The following is a 24,676-nucleotide window of genomic DNA, read 5'->3' on the forward strand; positions in this document are numbered from 1 at the left end:
ATTATTATATTTTATATGTCATAACTGGTAATGTAGCGTGGTTTGCTACATCTTCTCCTACGCTACCTTGAAAGAAATGCGCTAAGCCTTTTCTGCCATGAGTTGGCACTACAATTAAATCGGCTCCACATTTGTTAGCTGCGTTTAAAATACCATCTTCAACGGTATAGTCTGATACATATTTAACATCACTCATTTTATCTAAACTTCTTTCGGCTTTAGTAAAAAAGCTAACTACTTCTTTTTCTATTTCATCAGAACTTTTAAATCTATCATTAGGTAAATTAACATTTACCAAATACATTTTTGAGTTCATACTATCAAACATTTTAGATGCTTTTAGGTAAGCCTCAATGGTATCTTCTTCAAAATCGCAAGCAAATACTACTATTTCAAATTTTACTTTAGCAATATCATTCTTAACTACTAATACGGGTATTTCTGCATTACGTACAACACGCTCTGTGTTTGATCCTACAAAAAATTCTTTGGCACCACTTACCCCATGAGAGCCCATAACAATTAATTCGGCTCCATGTTCTTTAGCTATTTCATTCACCTCACTAAACACTTTAAAATGTTTAACTATTGGTGTTATTTTTATTCCGTTTAAATAATCTTTCTTTAAAAATTCATCAAAGCGTTGTTCTGCTAATTTTAAAAAGTAAATTATCTTTTGTGGTTCTTCTCCTGCTCCTGTTAACATAATATCTGACATTTCTAACATGTGTAATGCTAACAATTCTGAATTGTTTTGTTTAGCTAGTTTAGCTGCTACTTTTAAAGCATATTCTGAGTATTCTGAGAAATCAATTGGTACAATAATTTTTTTCATGGTATATAACATTAATAGGTTAAACAGTCATTGAAAACAACTGCGTATTTGGTTGTTTTCTTTGCAATAATAAATCAAAAGCCATACAAATGTTTCTAACAAATGGCTGTCCTTTTTTTGTTACTTCAATACTATTTGAATTTATATTGAGTAACCCATCTGCTTCCATTTCCCTTAATTGCGTTAAAGTTTCAGGAAGTTCATTAAAATAAAGATAATCTTTATTCCACATAGTTTTAAAATTGCACATCAAATTAAGAATATGTCTTCTAATAATCAAATCTTCTTCATTTAAAATATGCCCTCTATAAACTGGTATTGTATTTTGGTTTAAAAGTTTATAATAATCTTCAATACGCTTTTCGTTTTGAGAAAAACCATACCAACTATCGCTAATAGAAGACACCCCCAACCCAATCATAGCTTGCGTTTTAGATGCTGTATAGCCCATAAAATTTCTGTGCAATTTACCCGTTTGCATAGATTTGTAAAGCGAATCTGTTTTTAAAGCAAAATGATCCATTCCAATTTCGTGGTAACCTACTTCTGCTAATAGTTCTTTCCCTAATTCATATTGTGCTCGTTTTAATTCTGCCGATGGCAAATCTGCATCGCTAAACCCGCGTTGCCCGTTACCTTTTATCCACGGTACATGAGCGTAACTATAAAATGCCAACCTATCTGGTAATAATGTTTTTGTTTTTAAAATGGTTTCTTTAACATGTTCTAAATTTTGAAACGGTAATCCAAAAATAATATCATGACCAACAGATGTATACCCTATACTTCTTGCTTCATCTGTAGCACGTTTTACATTTTCAAAGAGTTGTATTCTGTGTATTGCTTTTTGAACAGTTTCATTATAATCTTGTACCCCGTAACTAACACGCTTAAAACCTAAATTATATAAGGTTTGTAAATGTGCTTTGGTTGTATTGTTTGGATGACCTTCAAAGCTAAATTCATAATTTTCTGCGAGTACCGAATCTTTAAGAATGCCATTAATTAATAACTCTAAATTTTCCGGACTAAAAAATGTGGGTGTGCCACCACCTAAGTGCATTTCTTTTATAACAGGTTTTTCCTCAAACAACTCTAAGTATAAACGCCATTCTTTTAAAACTGCTTTTATATAAGGAGACTCTACACTATGTTGTTTGGTAATACGCTTATTACAACCACAAAAAGTGCATAAACTTTCGCAAAAAGGAAGGTGAATATATAAGCTTATACCTTCTTTAGAATTACTTTCTTTAAAAGATTTAATTAACGAATTCTTCCAGTTTTCCAACGAAAACGTATTCAAATTCCAATACGGAACCGTTGGATAACTAGTATAGCGTGGACCCGCTATATTATATTTATTAACTAACGCTCTTGACATACCTAACATTTACACAACAAAATTATAATTAACACTCTGTTAAAAATATGATATATGTCATACCATTATTTGTAATTCTATTATTATTGATTAACTTTCGATTTCAAAAAACAATCGGAAAACAAAACCCCTTTTGGGCTTTTAACAAACAGTTATAATTACGTATGTTTTTTGTAAAACTGCAACATTTATAACTTTTTAAAATTTAAATCTATGAAAAAAATCAGTCTTATTTTATTCGCTTTAACCTTAAGTTTTGTTGCTTGTAAAAACGACAAAAAAGACACCAAAACTACTGAAAAAGAAACTGTTGAAACCGAAAAATTTGTTATTAAACCCGAAGCAACATCAGTAAAATGGACTGCCTATAAAACAACCGATAAAGTTGGAGTTGGCGGTGAATTTACATCTGTTAAGTTTGAAACTAAAACAGGTTCAACGCCTCAGGAAGCACTTAACGGTTTAGATTTTTCAATTCCTATTAGTAGCTTATTTACTAATGATGCTACTAATACCCGAGATGCAAAAATAAAAGCATCGTTTTTTGGCGTTATGTTAGATACAGATTTCTTAAAAGGTAGCATAAGCTATCTTAACGATACTTGTGTAGCTTCGCTCACCATGAACGGTGTTACACATGACATTCCACTTGACGTTAAAATTGAAGAAGGCAGACGCGTTACTTTAACAGGTGTTATGAATTTAAAAGATTGGAATGCTTTAGATGCTTTAGCATCTTTAAACAAAGCTTGTTTTGACTTACATAAAGGAGCTGATGGTGTTAGTAAAACTTGGGAAGATGTAGCTATTGAAGTTAGCACCTTCTTAAGAAAAAATTAATCATTTCTATTACATGACGGTTAATTCCATACTGGAAAAATTAGTTTCATTTCCTGTTTTAGGTGGCGAAAGTAATTTGGAGATTATCCATTGGATTAAAAATTATATTGAAGGCTTTGGTGTTAAAACTACATTAGTTTATAATGAAGATAATACCAAAGCCTCTTTACATTGCCGTATAGGACCCGCTGTAAATGGTGGTGTTATCCTCTCTGGTCATACCGATGTGGTTCCTGTTAAAGGGCAGCCCTGGGACACCAACCCTTTTAAACTTATTGATAAAGGTGATGGTAATTTATACGCCAGAGGGAGCTGTGATATGAAAGGCTTTTTAGCCTGCTGTTTAGCTGCCCTACCAGATATGGTTAATGCTCAATTAAAACTGCCTATTTATTTTGCATTTTCTTATGATGAAGAAATTGGTTGTTTAGCAGCTCCTGCTCTTGCTAAACACATTAAAAAAACATATTCTGAAACGCCTAAATATGCCATTATTGGTGAAGCATCTATGTTACAACCAGTTATTGGGCACAAAAGCATTCATATTATAGATATTACCATTCACGGTTCTCAAGGCCATAGCAGCAGAATAAAACAAGAGGTTAGCGCGGTTCATGAAGCTGCCAGAATTGTTATGTGGGCAGAACAAAAAATGAATGATTTAATAGCCTCTGGTAGTATTGATGAACGCTTTAACCCACCACATTCCTCACTTCATACAGGTATGATTAATGGTGGTATTGCTCCCAATATTATTGCCAATAAAGCCACCCTTTCCTTAGATATTAGATGTATTCCTAAAAACAATGCAAGCCAACTATACCAAGAATTAAAAGATTATTGTAAGTCTAGAGAAACGCAACAACGCACTATCTTTTCTAATTTTAAAATTGAAGTAGAAGAAAATCATCCTATTGTACCCCATTTAAATACTAGCGAAGATTCTGACGCTATTAACCTCATAGGAAAAATAACAGGAAATTATAATTGGGATACCGTTGCTTACGCTTCAGAAGCTGGTCATTTTTCAAATGCTGGTTTTGAAAGCATTATCTGTGGCCCTGGCTCTATTAAACAAGCACACAGAGCCAATGAATTTATATCTAAAGACCAACTAAACAAAGGTGCCAAAATGATTAAAAACTTGGTTAAACTTTTAGAAACTTCTATTTAATACAACTTCTTTTTGGTATTTGTAAATAAGGTGTAAATTTATCGCAAACATTGTACTATGAACCCATCGGCACAAGGTTGGATAAAAAAACTGCTTTTACACGTTTCTAAAAACAGGGCTTTTTTAGATTTAAAAGAGACCGATTTTTACGCAACGTTACGTGCTTCTGGATTTATTTATGGTAGTAATTTAAAACTGGTAATAGATTTAGACATTAAAAATGTACTTTCTGAAGAAGAATTATCTAAAACCAATTTACTTTTAGCACTTTTATTCACACACCACAAATCTAAATCTGAAGTTGACTTTATTGATAGCGTTATTAATTTTTACACCGAAATTAACGAACTAAAAACATCTTTTTTTCAAGAGCTATTAGGTGGTAAAAAATCTAGTGAACAGTTAGAAAAAATAATACACAAACGCATACAAATTGATGCTAATGTACTCACCAAAAACTTCAAGTATTTTATTATAAATGCCCTTTTGTATATTGATGTTTTAGCCTATCAAGAATACCTTAAAAAACAATCTATTTCTATAGAATATTTAAAAAATTTAGAAGCATCTATAGAATCTATTATTTTAAATGTGCTAAATTCTAAAGCCAAAATAAACACCTATGACAGCAGTTTAATTAAGCTTTTAGAATCATCATTTCGTTATCATAATAGCAACCCTTTAGAGTACAGCAATGCTATTAAAAACATAAAATCTAACCTTGAGAAAAGTTATCTTTTAGATTTGGCATGTATGGCCACTTGGACCGATAAAAAAATTGATAAAAACGAGCAACGCTTTTTAATTAAACTAGGTACCGATTTAGAAATTACAAAAGATAGGATAAAAGAATCTATAAGTTCTATTAACTTATTTTACTCTTTAAACAAAAACAATATTGCGCTATTAAGTTCTAAAAATATTGTTCAGAGTTTCTATAACAACTCTAGTAAAATGGTAACCAAGCTTATAAAAAGAAACAGCAAACGCCTATACCAAGAGTTAAAAGACAGTAAAGAACTTATGGTGCTTTTAACACAATCTACCGTAAGAGATTTAAATGATGAAGAACAAAAAAAGGTACAAGACCAATTGCTAGATATTTTTAAATCTATACCAAGTTTAGCCATTTTTATGCTACCCGGTGGCGCTTTGTTATTGCCTTTAGTAGTAAAGTTTATACCTAAATTACTACCCTCTGCTTTTGATGAAAACCGAATTGATGAGTAGCATTTGCTAACTTGATTTTGTACGAAAAATTAGCCACCTTCGTTTAACGTTGGATATAAGTCTTTAAAACGTCACATATCCCTAAGTTGTGTGTAATTTGGCTACGTTACCAAGATTTGGTATATTTAATTAAAATTTAAGTCAAAATGGGTAAAAATACATCAATATCACTCGGAGATCATTTTGAGGATTTTATCAGAGAAGAAGTAAATTCTGGAAGATATGGTTCAGCTAGCGAAGTCATTCGTTCAGCATTACGTTTGTTAGAACGTGAAGAAAAAAAAGAAAGAGAACTGATTAAAGCTCTCGAAGTTGGGGAAAATAGTGGATTTGTTGAAAATTTTGACCCAAAACAACATCTAGAAGAATTACATCGTAAACACTTATGAGTAAGATCAAATATCGCATAAGTCAACAAGCGATTGAAGATTTAGATAAAATTTGGATTTATACTTATCACAAATGGTCTAAAGAAAAAGCAGACAGATATTTTGATTTAATAATCGCAGAAATTGAATTCATTGCAGAGAACTATCTGATTGGAAAATCAGCTGAACAAACTCGAAAAAATTATCGAGTAACGAAAATCAAATCTCATCTGATTTTTTACAGAAAAGTTGAAAATGATATTGTAGAAATCGTTAGAATTTTACACCAGAGAATGGATATTAAAAAACGACTGAAATAAAAAAACTACACACTTAAGACGTGTATAAATAATGCTCAAAAATTGCTTCAATTTTTAATTCTTATATTTAAATAATTTCGAGGCAACGGAAAATCTTATAATTTTCTATCGCACGAAATCATACACAATACGTTAAACGAACTCCCCCTACTCCAACCACGCTTTAAAATCTTTTACCCGTTCTCTAGCTACAATAACATCTTGTTCTTTGTATGAGTTTAGTTTTATTTGCAAACGCGAGTTGGTATAACTCACCATATCTTTAATGGCATTAATATTTACATAAAACTTTCGGTTTATACGGAAAAAGGTTTGTGGTTCTAATTCATCTTCTAACTGGTCTAGGGTTTTGTCTAACAAATAATTTCTGCCTTCGGTTGTATACAAATAAGTGCCTTTATTTTCGCTATAAACACATTCTATATCATCTACATTTATAAGTTTTAAATGTTGCCCTACTTTTACAGAAAAACGTTTTTTATACTCTCTTTCTAATGGGTTTACTAATAACTTTTTAATGTCGGAAAAATCTAAAGTTACAGCCTCTGTTTTTGGGGTGCGTTCTTGGTATTTTTTTACAGCAATTTGTAACTCTTCTTTATCAATTGGTTTTAGCAAATAATCTATACTGTTAAGCTTAAAGGCTTGTAGTGCATACTCATCATAGGCTGTAGTGAAAATTATAGCCGACTTAACTTCTATGGTTTCAAATATTTCAAACGATAAACCATCGCTTAATTGAATGTCTAAAAATATTAAATCTGGATGTTCATTATTTTGAAACCAAGCTATAGATTCTTCAACAGAATGCAACATGGTTTCTGCTTCAATTCCTAAATTACCTAGCATACGTTGTAGGCGTCTTGCTGATGGTTTTTCGTCTTCAATTATTAGTACTTTCATCATAATTTAATTACTCCCAAATAGTTGTTTCTTCTTCGGCTTCGTTTTCTAAAAACTCTTTTATTTTTTTGTCTTCCCAATCTTTTTTAAAGATGGTTTTTCCTTTTAAAGCATACCTACCATGTAGTATTATAAAAATGGTCCAAGCCACAATGATTATAGAATTAAACCAAGTAAAGAAATTGGCATGTGGGTTATTTTCATCTAAAATATATATGTTAAATAAAAGTAGCGCTACTAAAATAAGGTACCCTACCAAATGGTAATAGAAAATTTTAATATTCCTAACCCTTTCTTTGGCTTTAATATACGGGTCTTTTTTGGCTTTTGGTGAATTCATTGTTATTCATATTTATCGGTAAACTCTTCTTTTTCCATAAACTCTCTAATTTTTCTATCTTCCCAAGATTTACTAAAAATTAGGTTTTTTCCAAAAACTGAAAGGGCATGAAAACCTAAACCTATACCCCAAAAAAGAGGAGTTGCTAGTGTTCCGAAGTGAAAAATATTACCTTCTGAATTAGATGCTATCATGATAATAATAAAAACATTTACCACAATATACCAGAAGGCATGCCAATAAAAGCCTTTAAGTTCTTTAAGGCGTTTTTGTGCTCTTAAATAAGCATCTTCTTTTTTATAATCTAGTTGTTTCATAAGACTATTTTTTTAGTTCCAACGGTTACTATCTTCTTCCTCTCTCATAAACTCTTCAATTTTGCGTTTTTCCCAGTTTCTACCAAAAGCGCCATTATTTACAAAAACTCTAAAAGCTTGAATACCTAAACCTAGGCCCCACCCAAACATAGGAAACCAAAACCATTGAAACTCCCAGTAAGTTCTATAATTAATAAATGCTAAAAATGGTATTACAAAAATATATGATATTAGGCTGTAATAAAATCCTTTAAGCTCTTCTACATGATTACGAGCTCTTAAATAACTATCGTCTATATGGTTTGATGATGTTGTTCTTTTCATGACTGATATTTGTTTTGTAAGCATTGGTATAGCAACTAAAAATTTTGAAGTTTCTTTTACTATATCTACTTTTCTTGTTGTTAATAAATTATAGCGCTGTACAATATTAGCTAACCCCACACCACTACTCTTTTTTACTATTTGTTTGGGTTGCAAATTGTTTTCTACAACCAAATAGCCATTGTCTTCATAAATTTTAATATGAAGCGGTTTGCCAGAAGTTACCATATTGTGTTTTACAGCATTTTCTAAAAGTAATTGTAGTGATAATGGTACTACTTTACTTTCTGGGTTATTGGCTTTTTCTGGGAGTGTAAAAACAATACTATCTTCAAAGCGCATTTTAAGTAAAGACATGTATGTTTTTGCAAATTTTAACTCTTCATCTACAGATACTAATTCTTTATTTTTTTGTTCTAAAACATACCTGTATACTTTTGAAAGCGATGTTGTAAAATCTTGTGCCTTATCTGGGTTTTCCTCTATTAAGCTTGTTAAAACATTTAAACTATTAAACAAAAAATGAGGATCTAACTGGTTTTTTAAAGCATCAAACTTTGCGCTAGCTGTACCTGCAATTACCTTTTGTTCTTTAATTCTGTTTTGTTGATATTTATTGTAGAAATAAATAACATGAAAAATAACTACAATGGTTAATGTTGCCCATAATCCAAACGTGTAATTATTAAAAGATTGATTTGCTAAAAACTCCTGAAATGTTATTCCTTCTAGTGTTATAGAAGTTACTAAATCTAGTACAAACAAACACAATAATGTAATAATTGTGGCTCCTAAAACACCCAGAATAACACGTTTTACGGCGTCCTTTCGTTTCCATTGCCTGCTTTCCATATACTGAAAAAAGTACATGTTAGAAAAGCCAATTACAAAAGCGTATAGTTGATAAATTACAAAGCTTAACAGAAAATCTTCGGTACTTTCATAATTAAATCCGTTAGAAAGAAAACTTCCTACTATAAATATCATAATACCAATTATGAATGAGGTAATTATTTTTTTCACAAGATCTTTCATTGTTAAACTCTCTTTTTTATACTAAGTTATTTTTTGCAAGATTCTAATAACATTTCAACACGCTCTTTTCCCCAATTAGGATAAAATGCAATTTCTGATTTAAAATTAGCAAAAAGTTCTAAGGCTTTTTCTAAATCTTTGCAAAATAACGATGTGTCTTGACCAAAAAAGCGAGCACCACCAATATTCCATTCGGCTTCACAATAAATTACCCTTGGGTTATTGGGGTCTATTGCCTTTGCTTTAGCGTATTGCTCTATAACTTTGGGAGACATGGTCATACCATAATTTGCACCATCAAAAGCTACCCAAGCAGTATATAACAAAGCCTGCATTACCATAATTTCTGGATTGTTTTTTGAAATGGCCGTGGCATCATTAATAAAATCTTGTGCCTTTTTAAGTTGTGCTGTTATTTTTTCTTTATCCTTTTCTCCAAAGCTACTTAAAATATTTACTTGGGCGGCATAATAAGGTGGCAACCAATTATCTACTTCTGCGTTAGCTATACGTTCAAATAAATTAGAAGCTTCGATAGGGTTACCACTACTCCAAATTTCAAAGGCTTTATTCATGCCTTTTTCATAATTAGTTTGAGATTGTACAAATCCTGAAACTAAAATTGTAGCAATAATAATTAAATGTTTCATGTGTTTAAAGTTTTAAATTGTTAACTGTTCGTTTTTTAATTGTGGTTCAAATATCTTACTTAAACCAAGCGTTTTAAAAAGTGAATGACCGAACTGTTATTTTATTAAGACGAACTGTAAACACACCTACTAAAACGAAAAAACCAAGAGATATATTAAATACCTCTTGGTTCCCCACATTGATATAAAGAAATCTATTTACAGTCCCTCATATTTGAAAAATATAGGTACAGCATAAGACACTTTAACAGGTTTGCCTCTTTGTTTACCTGGTTGCATTTTTGGTAATAAGCCTATAATACGTTCTGCTTCTTTTTCTAAAAGTTTATCTGGACCTCTAGAACGTATTCCTGTTACATAACCTTTAGAATCTATCATAAAAATCACAGATACTCTTCCTTGTATACCTAATTCTAATGCAGCTTCAGGATAAGTAAAATGTTTTACAACATGTTCTTGAATTTTCTTTTGAAAACATGCTTTTGTTTTTGCTTTAGACAAACCCTCGCAGCCTGGAAATACTGGTACATCTTCAATTACAGCAAAAGCTACTTGTACATCTTCTTCAACTTCTTCAACTTCAACATCACTTACTTCTACCACATCAGCAATAGCATCTTCTTGAGTAACTTCTGTACTCTCTATAATAGTTTCTTCAACCTCTACAGCATCTTCAACAATTTGCAAATTTTCTTGTATTGAAACTGGAGGTGGTGGAGGTGGTGGAGGTGCAATTTGATTTACAATAGGAATTTCTTCTTCAAACTCACTTTCTACCTCTACTACATCGATAGATACAACCTCTTTTTCGTAGGTCTTGAACTCTAACATTCGCCACGAAAGAAGTAACATCAAATTAAGACCAATAGCAAAATACAAACTGCTATTACGGCCTATCTCTACGTTTGGATTCTTTTTTGGTTTCATGACTCTAATATTTATACATTAAAGCTATGATTTTACACAAAAAAAAACTATGATAAATATCATATTAGAAGAAGACTTCACTTATGATTTAAACCTACAAAAAACAACACAAACTACTCAAAAACAATAGATTAGACCCTAACAGATTTTAAAACAACAAATAACATATTTTAAAATATAATTTTTAATGCATTGCTAAACATTAGAAACTAAAGTTGCATGCAAATAATATTAAAAACACTCAAATAAAAGCAAAATATTAAAAAAGGTTTGTTGTTTTTTACCGTTGTAACCTTCCAGAAATATTACCCTCTAATATAGCGGTAACATCTTTTACAGAAGCTAAATTAACATCGCCTTCATAAGTGTGCTTTAAGGCACATGCGGCACTAGCAAACTCCATAGCTTTATAGTCATCGTAATTTTGTAGTCCGTAAATTAAACCTCCTGCAAACGCATCACCTGTACCTATGCGGTCTACAACATGTGTAATGTCTAAATCTTCAGTTTCTCTAAACTCAACACCATTCCACATTCTTGCACGTATTTTATGCCATGAAGAATTTAAGGAAGTTCTAATTTTATCAAACACTTTTTCAATAGAAGGAAAAGTTCCCATTAACTCTTTAGAGGCTTTAATAAAATCTTCATTTGAATATGAGTAATTAGTGCCTAGTACTTCATTAATTTCATTAATCCCTCCAATAAATATTGTTGAAAGTTGTAACAATTCTGTTAATGCTTCTTTAGGATTTTTACCGTATTTCCACAATCCACTTCTATAAGTAGGGTCTGCAGAAACGGTCATTCCGCGTTCTCTAGCAAGTGTTAAGCCTTCTTTTAAAATATCAAAAGCAGCTTGAGATAATGCCGGTGTAATTCCTGTCCAATGAAACCATTCGCCTTTTCTTAAAGCCTTTTCCCAATTAACCATATCTGGTTTTATTTCAGAAAAAGCAGAATGTGAGCGATTATAAGAAATTGCACTAGGGCGCATAACAGCTCCTATTTCTAAAAAATACACACCTAACGGACGTTTAGACAGCGCTATTGATGATGTACTTACTCCAAATTTATTAATATATGCTATAGCGGTTTCTCCTATAAAATCATCAGAAACTACACTTATGTGTTTTACTTTACCTCCAAAATTGGCTATAGAAATACCAACGTTTAGTTCTGTTCCTCCAAAAAAGAATTCAATAACGTTAGACTGCATAAACTTCTTTTTACCCCTAGGTGAAATACGCATTAAAACCTCACCAAATGTTATTACTTGTCCCATTTAAATTTGTTTTAGTTTATTTTTTGCAAGATACTAAGCACAACCAAAAAAAGAATATAAATACCTAAAAATTGGTTAACCAATTTGTTAATTATATTACAAGTCAGAAAGATTATGGCTATTATCCCTTTAAATTAGTTAATAACTACTAATAACTCTACTATGTTAAAAATACCGAAATTCATATTTTGCGCTGTTAAAAATGAAGGAACATAAATGAAAGTTTGTATTGCTGAAAAACCAAGTGTAGCTAGAGAAATTGCTTCTGTTTTAGGTGCTAAAACCAAACATGATGGATATTTTGAAGGCAACGGATATGCTGTAACATACACCTTCGGACATTTATGCACACTAAAAGAACCTGTAGATTACAAACCTTACTGGAAAAGTTGGGATCTAAATAATTTACCCATGCTACCCGAAAAGTTTGAGGTGAAAGTTGTATCAAATTCAGGAATTCAAAAACAATTCAAAATTGTTAAAAGTTTATTTGAAAAAGCCGATGTAGTTATTAATTGTGGTGATGCCGGACAAGAAGGAGAGCTCATTCAACGCTGGGTAATGAATGAAGCCAATTATAAAGGCGAAGTAAAGCGCTTATGGATTTCATCTCTTACCACCGAAGCTATTAAAGAAGGTTTTGAAAATTTAAAACCCGCCTCAGATTATGATAATTTATATTATGCTGGTTTTTCTCGTGCCATTGGTGATTGGTTATTAGGTATTAATGCCACCAGATTATACACAGTAAAACACGGTGGTTACAAGCAAGTTTTATCGGTTGGTAGAGTACAAACTCCTACTTTAGCTATGGTAGTTAACCGGTTTAAAGAAATTGAAAATTTTAAACCTGTGCCCTATTGGGAACTACAAACCAAATACAGAGATACACTTTTTAGCTATGAAGAAGGTAGGTTTTTTAAAAAAGAAGACGGGCAAATTTTAGCCGATAAAGTTAAAGAGAGTGATTTTGAAATTGTTTCAATAACCAAAAAGAAAGGAAAAGAATACGCTCCAAAACTCTTTGATTTAACAGGACTACAAGTGTACTGCAATACCAAATTTGGATTATCTGCAGATGATACACTTAAAATTGTTCAAGGCTTATATGAACAAAAGGTTGTAACCTACCCCAGAGTTGATACCACTTTTTTACCTACAGATATTTACCCAAAAGTTGAAGGCATTTTAAAAAAATTAACCAATTACTCACATTTAACACAACCACTACTTGGTAAAAAAATAAAAAAATCATCAAAGGTTTTTAATGATAAAAAGGTAACAGATCACCACGCCATAATTCCAACAGGAATTCAAACTAGGCTACAAGCAAATCAACAACAAGTTTATGATATTATTGTAAGACGTTTTATTGCCGTTTTTTATGATGATTGTTCTGTTGCCAACACCAACGTAATTGGTAAAGCAGCCAATGTTTCTTTTAAAACCACAGGTAAAGAAATTTTAGATAAAGGGTGGCGCGTGGTATTTGAATCTCCAAACATTAAAGACAAAGAGCCTAATATTTTACCTAAGTTTGAAAAAGGTGAAAAAGGCCCACATGAGCCTTCGTTTACAGAAAAACAAACCAAACCACCAAATCAATTTACAGAAGCTTCATTGTTACGTGCTATGGAAACAGCAGGAAAGCAAGTTGATGATGAAGAAATGCGAGATTTAATGAAAGAGAATGGTATTGGAAGACCTTCTACCAGAGCCAATATTATAGAAACGCTATTTAAAAGAAAATATATAAAACGAAATAAAAAACAAGTATTACCCACAGAAACAGGCATACAACTAATTGATACCATTCAAAATGATTTATTAAAATCTGCTGAATTAACGGGGCGTTGGGAAAAACAATTAAAAGACATTGAAAAAGGCAAATTTAGTGCAGGCGCTTTTATAAAAAACATGAAGCGTATGGTAGATGCTTTAGTATATGAAGTGCGTAGCGAAACCAAACGTGCTAACATATCGTACGAAGCAAATGCAAAAAAAAACAAAGCTAAATCTAAAAAAAACACTGGTATTACAAATGAAACCTGCCCTAAATGCAAAACAGGCAACCTACTAAAAGGCAAAACAGCCTATGGGTGTAGCAACTACAAAAACGGGTGTAATTTTACACTGCCTTTTAAAATACATGGAAAGAAAATTTCTGAAAAACAGTTTATTAGATTGCTTCAAAAAGGAAGTACCGTTAATTTAAAAGGTTTTAAAACTGAAACAGGAGGAACCGTTGAAGGTTTATTACGTTTTGATGATAATTTTAAATTAAAGCTTGAACCAAAAAAAACGGACACTAAAGCAAAAACCAAAGAAAACATATGCCCTAAATGTAAAAAAGGCACCATTGTAAAAGGAAAAACAGCCTACGGTTGCAGCAACTACAAATTAGGATGCGATTTTAAGGTAACTTTTGATGTGGTTAGAAGCAAAATTAACGGGAGGCAAGCTACCAAAGAACTTGTTTATAGTATTTTGAATGACAACTACTAATAGACATAAACACTTTATTATTTATAAACCTTACGGGTTTTTAAGTCAATTTAGAAGTCACGATTCTAAGCAACAAAAGAAACGTTTTTTAGGAGAACTGTATGATTTTCCTAAAGGCATTATGGCTATTGGCAGGCTAGATGAAAAATCTGAAGGCTTATTACTACTTACTACCGATGGAAAAATGAGCGACTTTATTAATAGCCAGAAAGTTGAAAAAGAATATTACGCTCTAGTTGATGGTGATATAACTTTAAATGCTATTGAAAAATTACAGTCTGGTGTAAAAATTGGCTTTAATGGTAAAAAGTACCAAACCAAACCTTGTAAAGTTTTTAAACTTAATGAAACCCCTGAATTACCCGTTCGTTCTAAAAAGATAAGAGATGCTAGACACGGACCAACCAGTTGGGTTTCTATAACCTTAAAAGAAGGTAAGTTTAGGCAGGTACGTAAAATGACATCGGCGGTTGGGTTTCCTACCCTGCGTTTGGTGCGTGTAAGAGTTGGTAATATTTACTTAAATAATATGCAGGTTGGTGATGTTATTGAAGTAACTAACTTTTGCGTTAGGGATTGAAGCAAACTACCGTGTAGTGCGGAAAGCCCGACCCGATAGGGTAACGCCCAAATACACTAAACTTCTAATTTTTTAAGTTCTTTATAATTTTTGTTTAAACGCTTTAAAAGTAGCCCGTAAATAAGCCTATAAAACAACCATATTACCAGAATTAAAACACCTGTAAAAACTGCGGTTACAGCTATTAAAATCATCATACCTTTATCGCCTGTTTTTTCTAGAAATTCTATTGCATTGGGGTCTGTATGAAAAGAATAATACACTCCAATAATCATAGAAATACCAACCATAATTAAATTATACAAGACGTAGTATTTTATAATTTTTCTGGTTCTTATAATGCTTTTCATTAAACGCTTAGCATTGTCTGTTACAGATATAGATTTGTATGATGTATATAACAAATAAATAAATAGAAGAATTACTGCGTAACCAAATATGGTTAGCCCTATCATAAGTATATCTGAGTACACGGTATCTAATCTTGCCCTGTAAGTATCAGACACAAAATAGGGTACTGAGTTTACTAAAATCCAGAAGAATAATTCTGCTACACTTATATAAAACAATAGTTTTACTATTGATGATGATTTTTTATGTAACATGGGTAAGATATCTTTTGCTGATAACTTACTAACCACTTCCTGCTTGTTCCAGTCTTTCTTTAATAAATCTAATCCATCCATAGCTTAAGGATTTAAAATGGTTCTTAGTTTCTTTTTAATTCTGTTCATTTTCACTCGGGCATTTACTTCACTAATTCCCATAGTTTCACTTATTTCTCTATAATCTTTATCTTCTAAATACAAGAAAACAAGTGCTTTTTCTATATCATTTAATTGGTGTACTGCTTTGTATAGTATTTTAAGTTGTTGTTCTTCGGTATCATCATAATCTTCAGATTTCATTTTAAAAGCTACCCCATCAAAATCTTGTGTAGTAATTGTTCTTTTAGACTTTCTGTATAATGTAATAGCAGTATTAAGTGCTACCCTATACATCCAAGTACTAAACTTAGAATCGCCACGAAACTTTGGGTATGCCCTCCAAAGCTGAATGGTTATTTCTTGAAACAAATCGTTATGTGCATCGTAGTTATTGGTATATAACCTGCAAACTTTGTGCACAATATTTTGATGCTTTTCAAGCTGTTCTACAAAATTTTGTTCTGTCTCGGTTTTCAAATTGATGGTTTGGTTACTACTGTTAGTAGCTTTTTCTTTTAAAATGTTACAACGTGATGAAAATAATATTAAAATTTCAATTCATCCATAAGATTTTACAATTGAGTAGGTTTCAATTTTTAATTAAGTGGTTCTGTTACACTTTTGTGGCATCAATTAAAAAACAACAGATTAACAAACCACATCATGAAACAATTAACCATTATTTTAATTAGCTTAATTAGCTTTCAATTTCAAGCACAAACCGAAATAAACGGAAAGGTTTACAATGCAAAAAACCAACCCATTACGGGAGCTAATATTTATATTGAAGGCACTTATGACGGAAGTACCTCTGATGAATCTGGTAGCTTTTCATTTAAAACCACAGAAACGGGTACTAAAACATTAGTTGTTTCATATGTGTCTTATGAAACTCACAGAATGGTTGGGGATGTGTCTTACATGAAAGATTTAACTATTACACTAAGAGAAGATGTAAACACTCTAGACGCCGTTGTATTATCTGCCGGAACTTTTGCCGCTGGCGATAACAGTAAAGTAAATGTTTTAAAACCGCTAGATGTAGTTACTACTGCAAGTGCCATGGGCGATTTTGTTGGTGCATTACAAACCTTACCAGGCACCTCAACTGTTTCTGAAGACGGACGTTTATTTGTGCGTGGTGGCGATGCTAATGAAACCCAAATTTTTATTGATGGTATTCGCGTTTTTACACCTTACACCCCAACCACCAATAACACACCTACACGCGGACGTTACTCGCCTTTTTTATTTGATGGTATAACCTTTTCAACAGGTGGTTATTCTGCCGAATTTGGTCAAGCACTTTCTAGTGTATTATTATTAAACACTATTGATGAACCAGACCAAGAAAAAACAGATATGGGCATTATGAGTGTTGGAGCCACTTTAGGAAACACCCAAAAATGGGGAAAAAGTTCTTTAAGTGTTAATGCTTCTTACATTAATTTAGCGCCTTATATGGCTTTGTTTCCAGATAGAAATGATTGGAAAAAACCTTTTGAAACTGTTTCTGGCGAAGCCGTATTTAGACAGAAAACCGATAACGGATTATTTAAATTATATAGTGCTTTTGATGCTTCTAATTTTGAATTAACTCAAGATGATATTAATTATGATGATGGCATGCACTTTAAGCTAAATAACAATAACGTTTATATTAATGGTTCTTACAATGGTAAATTAAATAATACTTGGATTTTTTTTACCGGATTAAGTTATACCCGTGCTAATAACAGCACTAGTTTTGATGTAAATGATGTGGATAATACCGAAAACTCATTACATGCTAAAATGAAGTTTAAAAACCGTATTAGCAACCGCTTTAAACTCTATTTTGGAGCCGAATATTTTGCCACAGATTTTGAAGAAACTTTTAAAAATACATCGGTTGATTTAGAAAATTACGGGTACAACAATAACATTGCTGCTGCTTTTGCTGAAGCTGATATTTTTATTTCAAAACAGTTAGCCTTTAAAACAGGCTTAAGAGCAGAATATAGTGATATTTTTAAAGACTTTACTGTGGCTCCAAGATTATCATTGGCTTATAAAACCTCTGGTAAGAGTCAGCTATCTTTGGCTTATGGAAACTTTTATCAAAACCCTTCTAGTGAGATTTTAAAATTTGAACAGCACCTAAAACCACAAAATACTTCGCACTACATTTTAAACTATCAATACAATGCTGATAATCGTATTTTTAGAGCAGAAGCCTACTATAAAAAATATGATAATTTAGTAAAGTATGACACCGATTTTGCTAGTTTAGATAGCAATTTTAATAATAATGGAGATGGTTTTGCAAAAGGTATTGATTTCTTTTGGAGAGACAGCAACTCTATTAAAAATTTCGATTATTGGGTGAGCTATTCTTTTTTAGACACTAAACGAAATTATAATAACTACACTATGGAGGCACAACCTGATTTTGCCAATAAACACAACTTATCTGTTGTTGGAAAATATTGGGTTAATAAATGGCGCAGTCAAATAGGTTTTAGCTATGGGCACGCTTCTGGTAGAACTTATACTAACCCCAATAAATCTGGGTTTTTAAATGAAAAAACTAAAGCTTTTAATAGTTTAAGTTTAAATTGGGCTTACTTAATTTCGCCACAAAAAATATTGTACGCCTCTGTAAACAATGCGTTAGGGTTTAAAAACATTAATGGATATCAATATGCCAATACCCCAGACACAAGTGGTCATTTTAGCAGACGCGCCCTAAAACCAGCAGCAGACCAATTCTTTTTTATTGGCTTCTTTTGGACTATTAGTGAAGACAAGAAAAGTAATCAATTAGATAATTTGTAAACAGAAACAACTAGCGCTTTATAGCTCCAGAAGTATCACCTTCCATAAGGCTAAGAACATTATCTAAAGACACCAAATTCACATCACCAGGAACCGTATGTTTAAGGGCGCATGCAGCTGTTGCAAAACTAACAGCTTGGTCATCGTTATCATAATGCAATAACCCATAAATTAAACCAGATGCAAAAGCATCTCCAGTTCCAACCCTATCAATTATATGGGTAATATTAAGCATATCAGATTTTATATAATCTTTGCCATTCCAAATTTTACCTTGAATTTGGTGATGTGAAGCACTTATGGTTCTACGCGTTTTTCTTACTACCTTTTTAATTTTTGGATAATGCTCCATTAATTCTTTAGCCGATTCCTGAAACTTTCTACCTGATTCTCCAAAACCAAACATTTCTTGTATACCTCTACTACTGGTAATAACTACATCACAATTTTGAGCTAATTCTGGAATAACTTCTTGCATGGTTTTACCATAATTCCACATGTTTTTTCTAGAATTAATATCGCCAGATACAGGGATTCCCATTTTGTTAGCAGTTTTAATAGCATCAAGACAAGATTGAGCAGCTCCTTCAGAAATGGCTGGTGTAATCCCCGTCCAATGAAACCAATCGGCATCTTTTAACACATATTCCCAATTAATCATCTCTGGTTTAATTAATGAAAAGGCAGACCCTTCCCTTTCATAAATAACCTCACTTGGCCTATGTACTGCTCCTTTTTCTAAAAAGTATTTGCCCATCATTTTATCTCCATAAAAAACATGCTCTGTACTTAACCAATGTTTACGTAAAAATTGGGTAGCTGCTTTACCAAGGGCATTATCTGGAAAACGAGTAACATGAGCTGCTTTCATACCAAGGTAAGCACATGAAATAGCTACATTAGCTTCTCCTCCTCCATATACAAGTTCAAAAGAAGAGGCTTGAGAAAATTTAGAATATCCGGGTGGTGATAAACGCATCATAACTTCACCAAATGTTACAAGTTTTTTAGACATAATCTATATATTAATTAGTTAGATTCTATATTTTTACACTTTATATTTAATAATTTTTCAATCATATTCTACTTATAAGTATCCATCCATAATACATGGCTAATAATGACAAAAAGAAGATACCTGCATAAGTTAGCCACTCCATAGGTTTACTTGGTTTATATTGAGAAGGCACATCTATACTTATAACGTTTTTAAGATTCATATAACCAACAATGGGTGCTAATACAAACGACACTGCTGTGGCTACCCCTATAATTAATCCCATATTAGCTCTAAGTGAATAAAGTACAATAAAATTAACAAAAGATAAAAGAATGACACCAACAGCATAGTACTTTCTGCCTTTAAATTTTTTATGTTCTGGCATTAGCTTTTCAACAATATCAATACCCACCCGTGCAATAGCATCATGAGCCGTTAAACAAGTACTAAACATGGTTGCAAAAGCTGCTATAGCAATAAAAATATAAGCCCAATTACCTATATGCGTTGTAAAAAGTTGTACCACTTGGTCTGCAAAGGTTACAGCATTTCCACTTAATTCTGTACCCGAACCAAAAAGCGTCATGCAACCAATAATGAGAAAGAAAATAGCAAGTAGTGTTGTTATTAGGTAACCGGTATTAAATTCTTGAAGAGCTTCTTTTAATAAAGGTCTTTGATTATTAATTCTATACTTTTCGGCACTCCAAAGGCTTATCCAACTGCTTGCTTCTACAGCAGTGGGCATCCATCCAATTAAAGTAATTAGAAAAAGTACTCCCAATTCATCAAAAAATTGAGGTGGTTTAAAATTTAAAACAGGGTTTACAGATCCCTCTTTAATAACCGACACAGTAGTAACTAATAAGGCAATAAATAAAATGGGAGTTATATATTTTAAGGTAGTTTCTAATAGTTTGTACTTGCCAATGATTAAAATCAGACTATTAAAAACAAATAAAATAAGGGCTATTGTAACAATTGAAAGGTTTTCAACACCTAAAAGATTAATTATTAGACCTGCTGTGATTAAACAAAGTGCTGCCGGAGTTGCTAATGACGTTGCTAATGTAATAAATGCGTATAACCACAAATATCCTTTACCTCTATTTTTATAGCCTTCTATAATACTTTTTCCTGTGGCATTGGTGTACCGTATTCCAAATTCAAAAAAGGGATATTTTAAAAAGTTGGCTAAAATTATAGGGATTATCATTAACCAACCATATTTAGCTCCAGCCTTAGTTGAAAGTACTAAATGAGATGTACCAATGGCCATACTTGCAAACAAAAGCCCTGGCCCCAGATTTTTAAGCAGGTTTTTAATTTTAGACATTTTAGTTGGTTTAGTTTGTTGGTATTTTTAAATTTAAGTTTTATTTTATTTAATAAATACTAAAAATAAAAAGTGTGCAAAAAACTGAGCTCCTTTTTCTTAATTGGTAAACAATTAAAATTAAGCAATATACTTAAAATTAAAAATTTAAGCGTTTAAGACAAAATAACTGTTTGAAAAAAAAGAGCAGACTAAACCTACTACCACTCTCTAAGTTTATTAAGTTCTTCTTGTTCTTTAATTTGTTCTGGAGTAAGTACTTTTAAAAATGAAGGATGCTGCTCTATGGCGTACTCTATTTTTTTTACAATCTCTTCTGTTGTCTCATTATCGTAATCAATCTCTAATGGCTCTTTAATTTCCATAGATTGAAGAATATTTTTCTTTTTTATTCTAAGGCCTTTTTTATCAAATGATCTTCTAAACCCATCTATAACAATGGGCACTACTACAGGTTTATAACGTTTTATAATATGTGCTGTACCTTTTCTTATAGGTTTAAAAGGGGTTGTGGTACCTTGCGGGAAGGTAATTACCCAACCATCTTCAAGTGCCTTTCCTATATTAGAAATATCACTCATTTTTACCTGCCTTTTAACATCTTTACCTTCTGCCCTCCAAGTTCGTTCTATACTTACAGAGCCGGCATATGCTAAAAGTTTTGGTAAAAAACCAGCTTTCATAGTTTCTTTAGCAGCAACATAATAGATATTTAATTTAGGATTCCATAAATACCCAACATTTTTTATAGAATCTACTCTACCGCTTAAACTAGCATTAAACACATGAAACATGGCAACAACATCTGCAAAATACGTTTGATGATTAGAAATAAACAATACGTTTTTATCTGGAAGCGAATTTATAATATCAGAGCCCTCAATCTGTAACTCATTAAATCCGCGAAAGCGCCTATGAGTAATAGCTCCCATAATTCTAATGAGCCATTTTTTTAAAAAGAGTATGTGCCCGAAAGGGTTTCGTTTAAATAATCCCATGCATTTTAACGTCAAGTTGGTTAGCGGCTACAAATGTAATAAATCTACCTAACTCCTAAAGCTGATTTATAATGTCTTTAACTTCACTAAGCATCATGGCTGTTGCTCCCCAAACTATATGCCCATTCAATTTAAACGCAGGCACCTCAACATCAACACTATAAGATGTTGTTACTTTATTTGCAACTACATTTTTATTATCTAAAAAATGAAGTAAATCTACTTCAATAATAGCCTCTACTTCATTCTCTTGCTTTTTAAACTTAGGTGTTTCTTTTGTTATACCCATAAATGGTTGCACGTAAAAATTACTTGGTGGTATATAAACTTCTGTTAATTGTTTCACCACTTTTATATTGTTTTTTAGCACTCCAATTTCTTCAAAAGTTTCTCTAATTGCTGTATGTTTTAAGGTTTTGTCTTGTTTCTCTAATTTTCCACCAGGAAAACTTATTTGTGCAGAATGTACTCCCTTATAAGTTTTTCTTAATATTAAAACCAGTTTAGTTTTTAAATTGTTATCTGGATAAAACAAAGCTAAAACTCCTGCTTTTTTAGCCTGTTTCATAGCGCTTTTTTGGTGTTTCATTAATTCGTGACGATATGGTGGCACCATTTTAAACTGCGATGTTTCGGCTGGAAGTGGTATATTTTCTATTTTTGAAACTAATTTCAAGAATTTATAATAATCCATATAATATGCGCTACGTATTGTTTTTTAGCCTTTGTATGCTTTTACTTAATTGTGAAGATAAAAAAACTAAAAAGAAAAACATTGAAAAACTAACTGAAACCGAAACTGTAAAAAACAAAATTGCTAAAGATTCTGTAAACAAGCCAGAACGGGAGTTTCCTAAGCTTAACTCAAAAAATGCTATGGAGTTTTTCTTAAACTACAATGAAATACATAAAGAAAATAAAGTACGCATTTTTACTGATTATGGAAATATTGATATTTTATTGTTTAATGAAACAAGATTTCATCGTTCTAACTTTATTTTTTTAACCAAACAAAAATATTTTGATGGCACCCAATTTTACCGTGTAGTACCAAACTTTATTATTCAAGGAGGCAATGGAGATGATAAATTAACCCCTAAAAAACGTGCTTATATTGGTAAATATTTATTACCACCAGATACTAAAAGAGGCTTTAAACACCATAGAGGGGTAGTTTCTATGCCTAGTAGTGAAATTAAAAACCCACACAAATTAGCATCGCCTTATGAGTTTTTTATTGTACAACAAAAAGGTGGTGCTTATCATTTAGATGGTGATTATACTGTTTTTGGAAAAGTAATAAAAGGTATGGATGTAGTTGATAAAATTGCAGCAGTTGATACTGATGATGGCGAATGGCCTATGAAAAATGTATATATAAGAAAAGTAGAAATTATTGAGTAATTAATCTTTATAAATATTAGGTAGCATAATATTAAACTTTACCGCCAATAACCTAATAGCTATTACAACAAAACCAGCTACTAAAAACACAACATTTTCTTGAATAGGAAATTGATTTAATAAAAAATAAATAATACCTCCTACAATACATGCAGTTGCATAAATTTCTTTACGGAAAATAACAGGAATTTCATTACATAAAATATCTCTAATTACGCCCCCAAAGCTAGCTGTCATGGTTCCTAAAGCAATACAAATTATGGGGTGTAACTCTGCCTGTATACCCTTTTCTATACCCACAACCGTATATAACCCAATACCTATAGTATCAAACAAAAACAGCGATGTTCTTAAATAATTTATTTTACTTCTAAAAATAATAGCAAAAACTGCCGATGTGATAATTACATACGTATAGGTCATATCCTTCATCCAGCCAACGGGTGTATTACCTATAAGTAAATCTCTTAGAGTGCCTCCGCCAACTGCTGTAACAAAAGCTATGATAAGAACCCCAAACAAGTCCATTTTTTTATTGAATGCTACCAAAACTCCTGAGATAGCAAACGCAATGGTTCCCAATATATCTATAGTGTAGAACATTACATATTTTGTGTATAGTAGTTATAATCTTTTAAAATTACATCAATAAACTCAACATCTGTTTTTTGAAGAACTTCTTTAATTTCAACTACTTCAATTATTTTCTTTCTAAGTTTAATTAGCGTTGGGTAATCTTTTGAATCTTTTGCTCTTATAAAAGTATCTTTTATAATGCGTGCATCGTTATCAGATAACTTAATTACATTAGGGTAAGTTGGTACATAATCTTCTTTTAAATCTTCTAAAATGGTATGGCTAATATTAACTTTATTCTTTAATGCTATAACCGATGTACCTGCAGTCATATCGCCTAAACGCTGGTTTTTATCGCTCATAATAATAGCTATAAGCGCTACCACTCCGCTCATTATGTTTAAATCTACAATTCTAAAAAACCAGCGAATTACAAAATCTGCTAATGAAGCTTGGTAGCCATCAATTTTAACTACTTGAATTTTTAAGATGCGCTTACCAGGGGTTTGCCCGTCTAAAATACTTTCAAAAATTAAGGTATAAAAAATAACAGGTAAATAAAAAGATACATAAATAGCTGCTTGAGACCAATTATCCATATCTCTAACCAATTCATCTATCTTAAACCAATTAAAAATAAGTTGGTAGGTTACAATGATGTAGGCTATTTTAATAATCCAATCTATTATATAGGCTAAAATACGTTCGCCAACACTAGCAGCTGTAAAATTAATATTTACATTTTGAGTTGTATTTATTTGTAATTCTACCATGTATTAGGCCTCTTTTATTCTTACAAATCTATTGTAAATAATTGTAAG

The 24,676-nt window shown here is 31.8% G+C and carries 26 protein-coding genes; 9 read left to right on the top strand and 17 right to left on the bottom strand.

Features of this window, described 5'->3' with window-relative positions; all coding sequences use genetic code 11:
• Positions 1-4: 4 nt before the first annotated feature.
• Both J1D01_RS05720 and hemN read right to left on the bottom strand, forming a co-directional pair.
• The gene (locus J1D01_RS05720) at positions 5-835 is read right to left on the bottom strand and encodes a universal stress protein (RefSeq protein ID WP_421150130.1); all 831 of its coding nucleotides are present in this window, start codon (positions 833-835) and stop codon (positions 5-7) included.
• 19 nt (positions 836-854) lie between these two features.
• Positions 855-2,219: an oxygen-independent coproporphyrinogen III oxidase gene (hemN, locus tag J1D01_RS05725; RefSeq protein WP_421150131.1), complete on the bottom strand. Its 1,365-nt coding sequence runs from the start codon at positions 2,217-2,219 to the stop codon at positions 855-857.
• Positions 2,220-2,432: 213 nt separating this feature from the next.
• Between hemN and J1D01_RS05730 the strand changes: the two genes are divergently transcribed.
• From J1D01_RS05730 to J1D01_RS05750, 5 genes are all read left to right on the top strand, one after another.
• Entirely contained in the window at positions 2,433-3,059 is a 627-nt protein-coding gene (locus J1D01_RS05730) for a YceI family protein (protein ID WP_421150132.1), read from the top strand.
• Positions 3,060-3,072: 13 nt separating this feature from the next.
• Entirely contained in the window at positions 3,073-4,233 is a 1,161-nt protein-coding gene (gene argE / locus J1D01_RS05735) for an acetylornithine deacetylase (protein ID WP_372935283.1), read from the top strand.
• 57 nt (positions 4,234-4,290) lie between these two features.
• Positions 4,291-5,463, top strand: a complete 1,173-nt coding sequence (locus J1D01_RS05740; RefSeq protein ID WP_421150133.1) for an LETM1-related biofilm-associated protein — start codon at positions 4,291-4,293, stop codon at positions 5,461-5,463.
• A gap of 146 nt (positions 5,464-5,609) precedes the next feature.
• Entirely contained in the window at positions 5,610-5,852 is a 243-nt protein-coding gene (locus J1D01_RS05745; protein WP_372935279.1) for a type II toxin-antitoxin system ParD family antitoxin, read from the top strand.
• Positions 5,849-6,151, top strand: a complete 303-nt coding sequence (locus tag J1D01_RS05750) for a type II toxin-antitoxin system RelE/ParE family toxin (protein WP_421150134.1) — start codon at positions 5,849-5,851, stop codon at positions 6,149-6,151. The genes J1D01_RS05745 and J1D01_RS05750 overlap by 4 nt, the downstream gene beginning before the upstream one ends.
• Positions 6,152-6,298: 147 nt before the next feature.
• On the opposite strand, the gene J1D01_RS05755 is transcribed toward J1D01_RS05750, so the two are convergent.
• From J1D01_RS05755 to J1D01_RS05785, 7 genes are all read right to left on the bottom strand, one after another.
• A complete protein-coding gene (locus J1D01_RS05755) occupies positions 6,299-7,054 on the bottom strand; it encodes a LytR/AlgR family response regulator transcription factor (protein ID WP_372935329.1) in 756 nt (251 codons plus the stop codon).
• Positions 7,055-7,064: 10 nt separating this feature from the next.
• Positions 7,065-7,394, bottom strand: coding sequence for a 2TM domain-containing protein (locus J1D01_RS05760; protein WP_421150135.1), 330 nt, complete (start codon positions 7,392-7,394; stop codon positions 7,065-7,067).
• A 2-nt stretch (positions 7,395-7,396) separates the two neighbouring features.
• Positions 7,397-7,711: a 2TM domain-containing protein gene (locus J1D01_RS05765; protein ID WP_372935273.1), complete on the bottom strand. Its 315-nt coding sequence runs from the start codon at positions 7,709-7,711 to the stop codon at positions 7,397-7,399.
• A 12-nt stretch (positions 7,712-7,723) separates the two neighbouring features.
• Complete coding sequence (locus J1D01_RS05770) at positions 7,724-9,070, bottom strand: histidine kinase (RefSeq protein ID WP_421150136.1); 1,347 nt, start codon at positions 9,068-9,070, stop codon at positions 7,724-7,726.
• Positions 9,071-9,096: 26 nt separating this feature from the next.
• Positions 9,097-9,720 (bottom strand): tetratricopeptide repeat protein, encoded by a 624-nt coding sequence (locus J1D01_RS05775; RefSeq protein ID WP_421150137.1) that lies wholly within the window; start codon positions 9,718-9,720, stop codon positions 9,097-9,099.
• A 198-nt stretch (positions 9,721-9,918) separates the two neighbouring features.
• Entirely contained in the window at positions 9,919-10,647 is a 729-nt protein-coding gene (locus J1D01_RS05780) for an energy transducer TonB (protein WP_372935267.1), read from the bottom strand.
• Positions 10,648-10,927: 280 nt separating this feature from the next.
• Positions 10,928-11,932 (bottom strand): sugar kinase, encoded by a 1,005-nt coding sequence (locus J1D01_RS05785; RefSeq protein ID WP_421150138.1) that lies wholly within the window; start codon positions 11,930-11,932, stop codon positions 10,928-10,930.
• Positions 11,933-12,148: 216 nt separating this feature from the next.
• Here J1D01_RS05785 and J1D01_RS05790 point away from each other — a divergent pair, with 216 nt between their 5' ends.
• A complete protein-coding gene (locus tag J1D01_RS05790; protein WP_372937783.1) occupies positions 12,149-14,437 on the top strand; it encodes a type IA DNA topoisomerase in 2,289 nt (762 codons plus the stop codon).
• Positions 14,424-15,017, top strand: coding sequence for a pseudouridine synthase (locus J1D01_RS05795; protein ID WP_421150139.1), 594 nt, complete (start codon positions 14,424-14,426; stop codon positions 15,015-15,017). The genes J1D01_RS05790 and J1D01_RS05795 overlap by 14 nt, the downstream gene beginning before the upstream one ends.
• A 56-nt stretch (positions 15,018-15,073) precedes the next feature.
• Here J1D01_RS05795 and J1D01_RS05800 read toward each other — a convergent pair whose 3' ends face one another.
• A complete protein-coding gene (locus tag J1D01_RS05800) occupies positions 15,074-15,703 on the bottom strand; it encodes a hypothetical protein (RefSeq protein ID WP_421150140.1) in 630 nt (209 codons plus the stop codon).
• A 3-nt stretch (positions 15,704-15,706) separates the two neighbouring features.
• Complete coding sequence (locus J1D01_RS05805) at positions 15,707-16,201, bottom strand: RNA polymerase sigma factor (RefSeq protein WP_372937786.1); 495 nt, start codon at positions 16,199-16,201, stop codon at positions 15,707-15,709.
• A gap of 186 nt (positions 16,202-16,387) precedes the next feature.
• Here J1D01_RS05805 and J1D01_RS05810 point away from each other — a divergent pair, with 186 nt between their 5' ends.
• Positions 16,388-18,541 carry a TonB-dependent receptor gene (locus J1D01_RS05810; protein ID WP_421150141.1) on the top strand — a complete coding sequence of 718 codons (2,154 nt, stop codon included), beginning with the start codon at positions 16,388-16,390 and terminating at the stop codon, positions 18,539-18,541.
• A 10-nt stretch (positions 18,542-18,551) separates the two neighbouring features.
• On the opposite strand, the gene J1D01_RS05815 is transcribed toward J1D01_RS05810, so the two are convergent.
• The 4 genes from J1D01_RS05815 to J1D01_RS05830 all read right to left on the bottom strand — a co-directional run bounded on the left by J1D01_RS05815 (position 18,552) and on the right by J1D01_RS05830 (position 22,551).
• Positions 18,552-19,556, bottom strand: a complete 1,005-nt coding sequence (locus J1D01_RS05815; protein WP_421150142.1) for a sugar kinase — start codon at positions 19,554-19,556, stop codon at positions 18,552-18,554.
• Between the two features lie 61 nt (positions 19,557-19,617).
• Complete coding sequence (locus tag J1D01_RS05820) at positions 19,618-20,877, bottom strand: NRAMP family divalent metal transporter (protein ID WP_421150143.1); 1,260 nt, start codon at positions 20,875-20,877, stop codon at positions 19,618-19,620.
• A gap of 200 nt (positions 20,878-21,077) precedes the next feature.
• Positions 21,078-21,875, bottom strand: coding sequence for a lysophospholipid acyltransferase family protein (locus tag J1D01_RS05825; RefSeq protein WP_372938290.1), 798 nt, complete (start codon positions 21,873-21,875; stop codon positions 21,078-21,080).
• Positions 21,876-21,930: 55 nt separating this feature from the next.
• Positions 21,931-22,551, bottom strand: coding sequence for an NUDIX hydrolase (locus J1D01_RS05830; protein ID WP_372938291.1), 621 nt, complete (start codon positions 22,549-22,551; stop codon positions 21,931-21,933).
• 23 nt (positions 22,552-22,574) lie between these two features.
• Here J1D01_RS05830 and J1D01_RS05835 point away from each other — a divergent pair, with 23 nt between their 5' ends.
• On the top strand, positions 22,575-23,279 hold the full coding sequence (locus tag J1D01_RS05835) for a peptidylprolyl isomerase (protein WP_372938293.1): 705 nt from the start codon (positions 22,575-22,577) through the stop codon (positions 23,277-23,279).
• Here the strand turns inward: J1D01_RS05835 and J1D01_RS05840 are convergent, their stop codons facing one another.
• Together J1D01_RS05840 and J1D01_RS05845 are read right to left on the bottom strand one after the other, a co-directional pair.
• Positions 23,280-23,882 (bottom strand): trimeric intracellular cation channel family protein, encoded by a 603-nt coding sequence (locus tag J1D01_RS05840; protein WP_372938292.1) that lies wholly within the window; start codon positions 23,880-23,882, stop codon positions 23,280-23,282. It abuts the gene before it with no gap.
• Entirely contained in the window at positions 23,882-24,628 is a 747-nt protein-coding gene (locus J1D01_RS05845; RefSeq protein ID WP_421150144.1) for an RDD family protein, read from the bottom strand. The genes J1D01_RS05840 and J1D01_RS05845 overlap by 1 nt, the downstream gene beginning before the upstream one ends.
• Positions 24,629-24,676: the final 48 nt, after the last annotated feature.

Origin of the sequence: Seonamhaeicola sp. NFXS20 (assembly GCF_049132085.1) — a bacterium.
In the GTDB taxonomy this organism is placed as follows: Bacteria; Bacteroidota; Bacteroidia; order Flavobacteriales; family Flavobacteriaceae; genus Seonamhaeicola.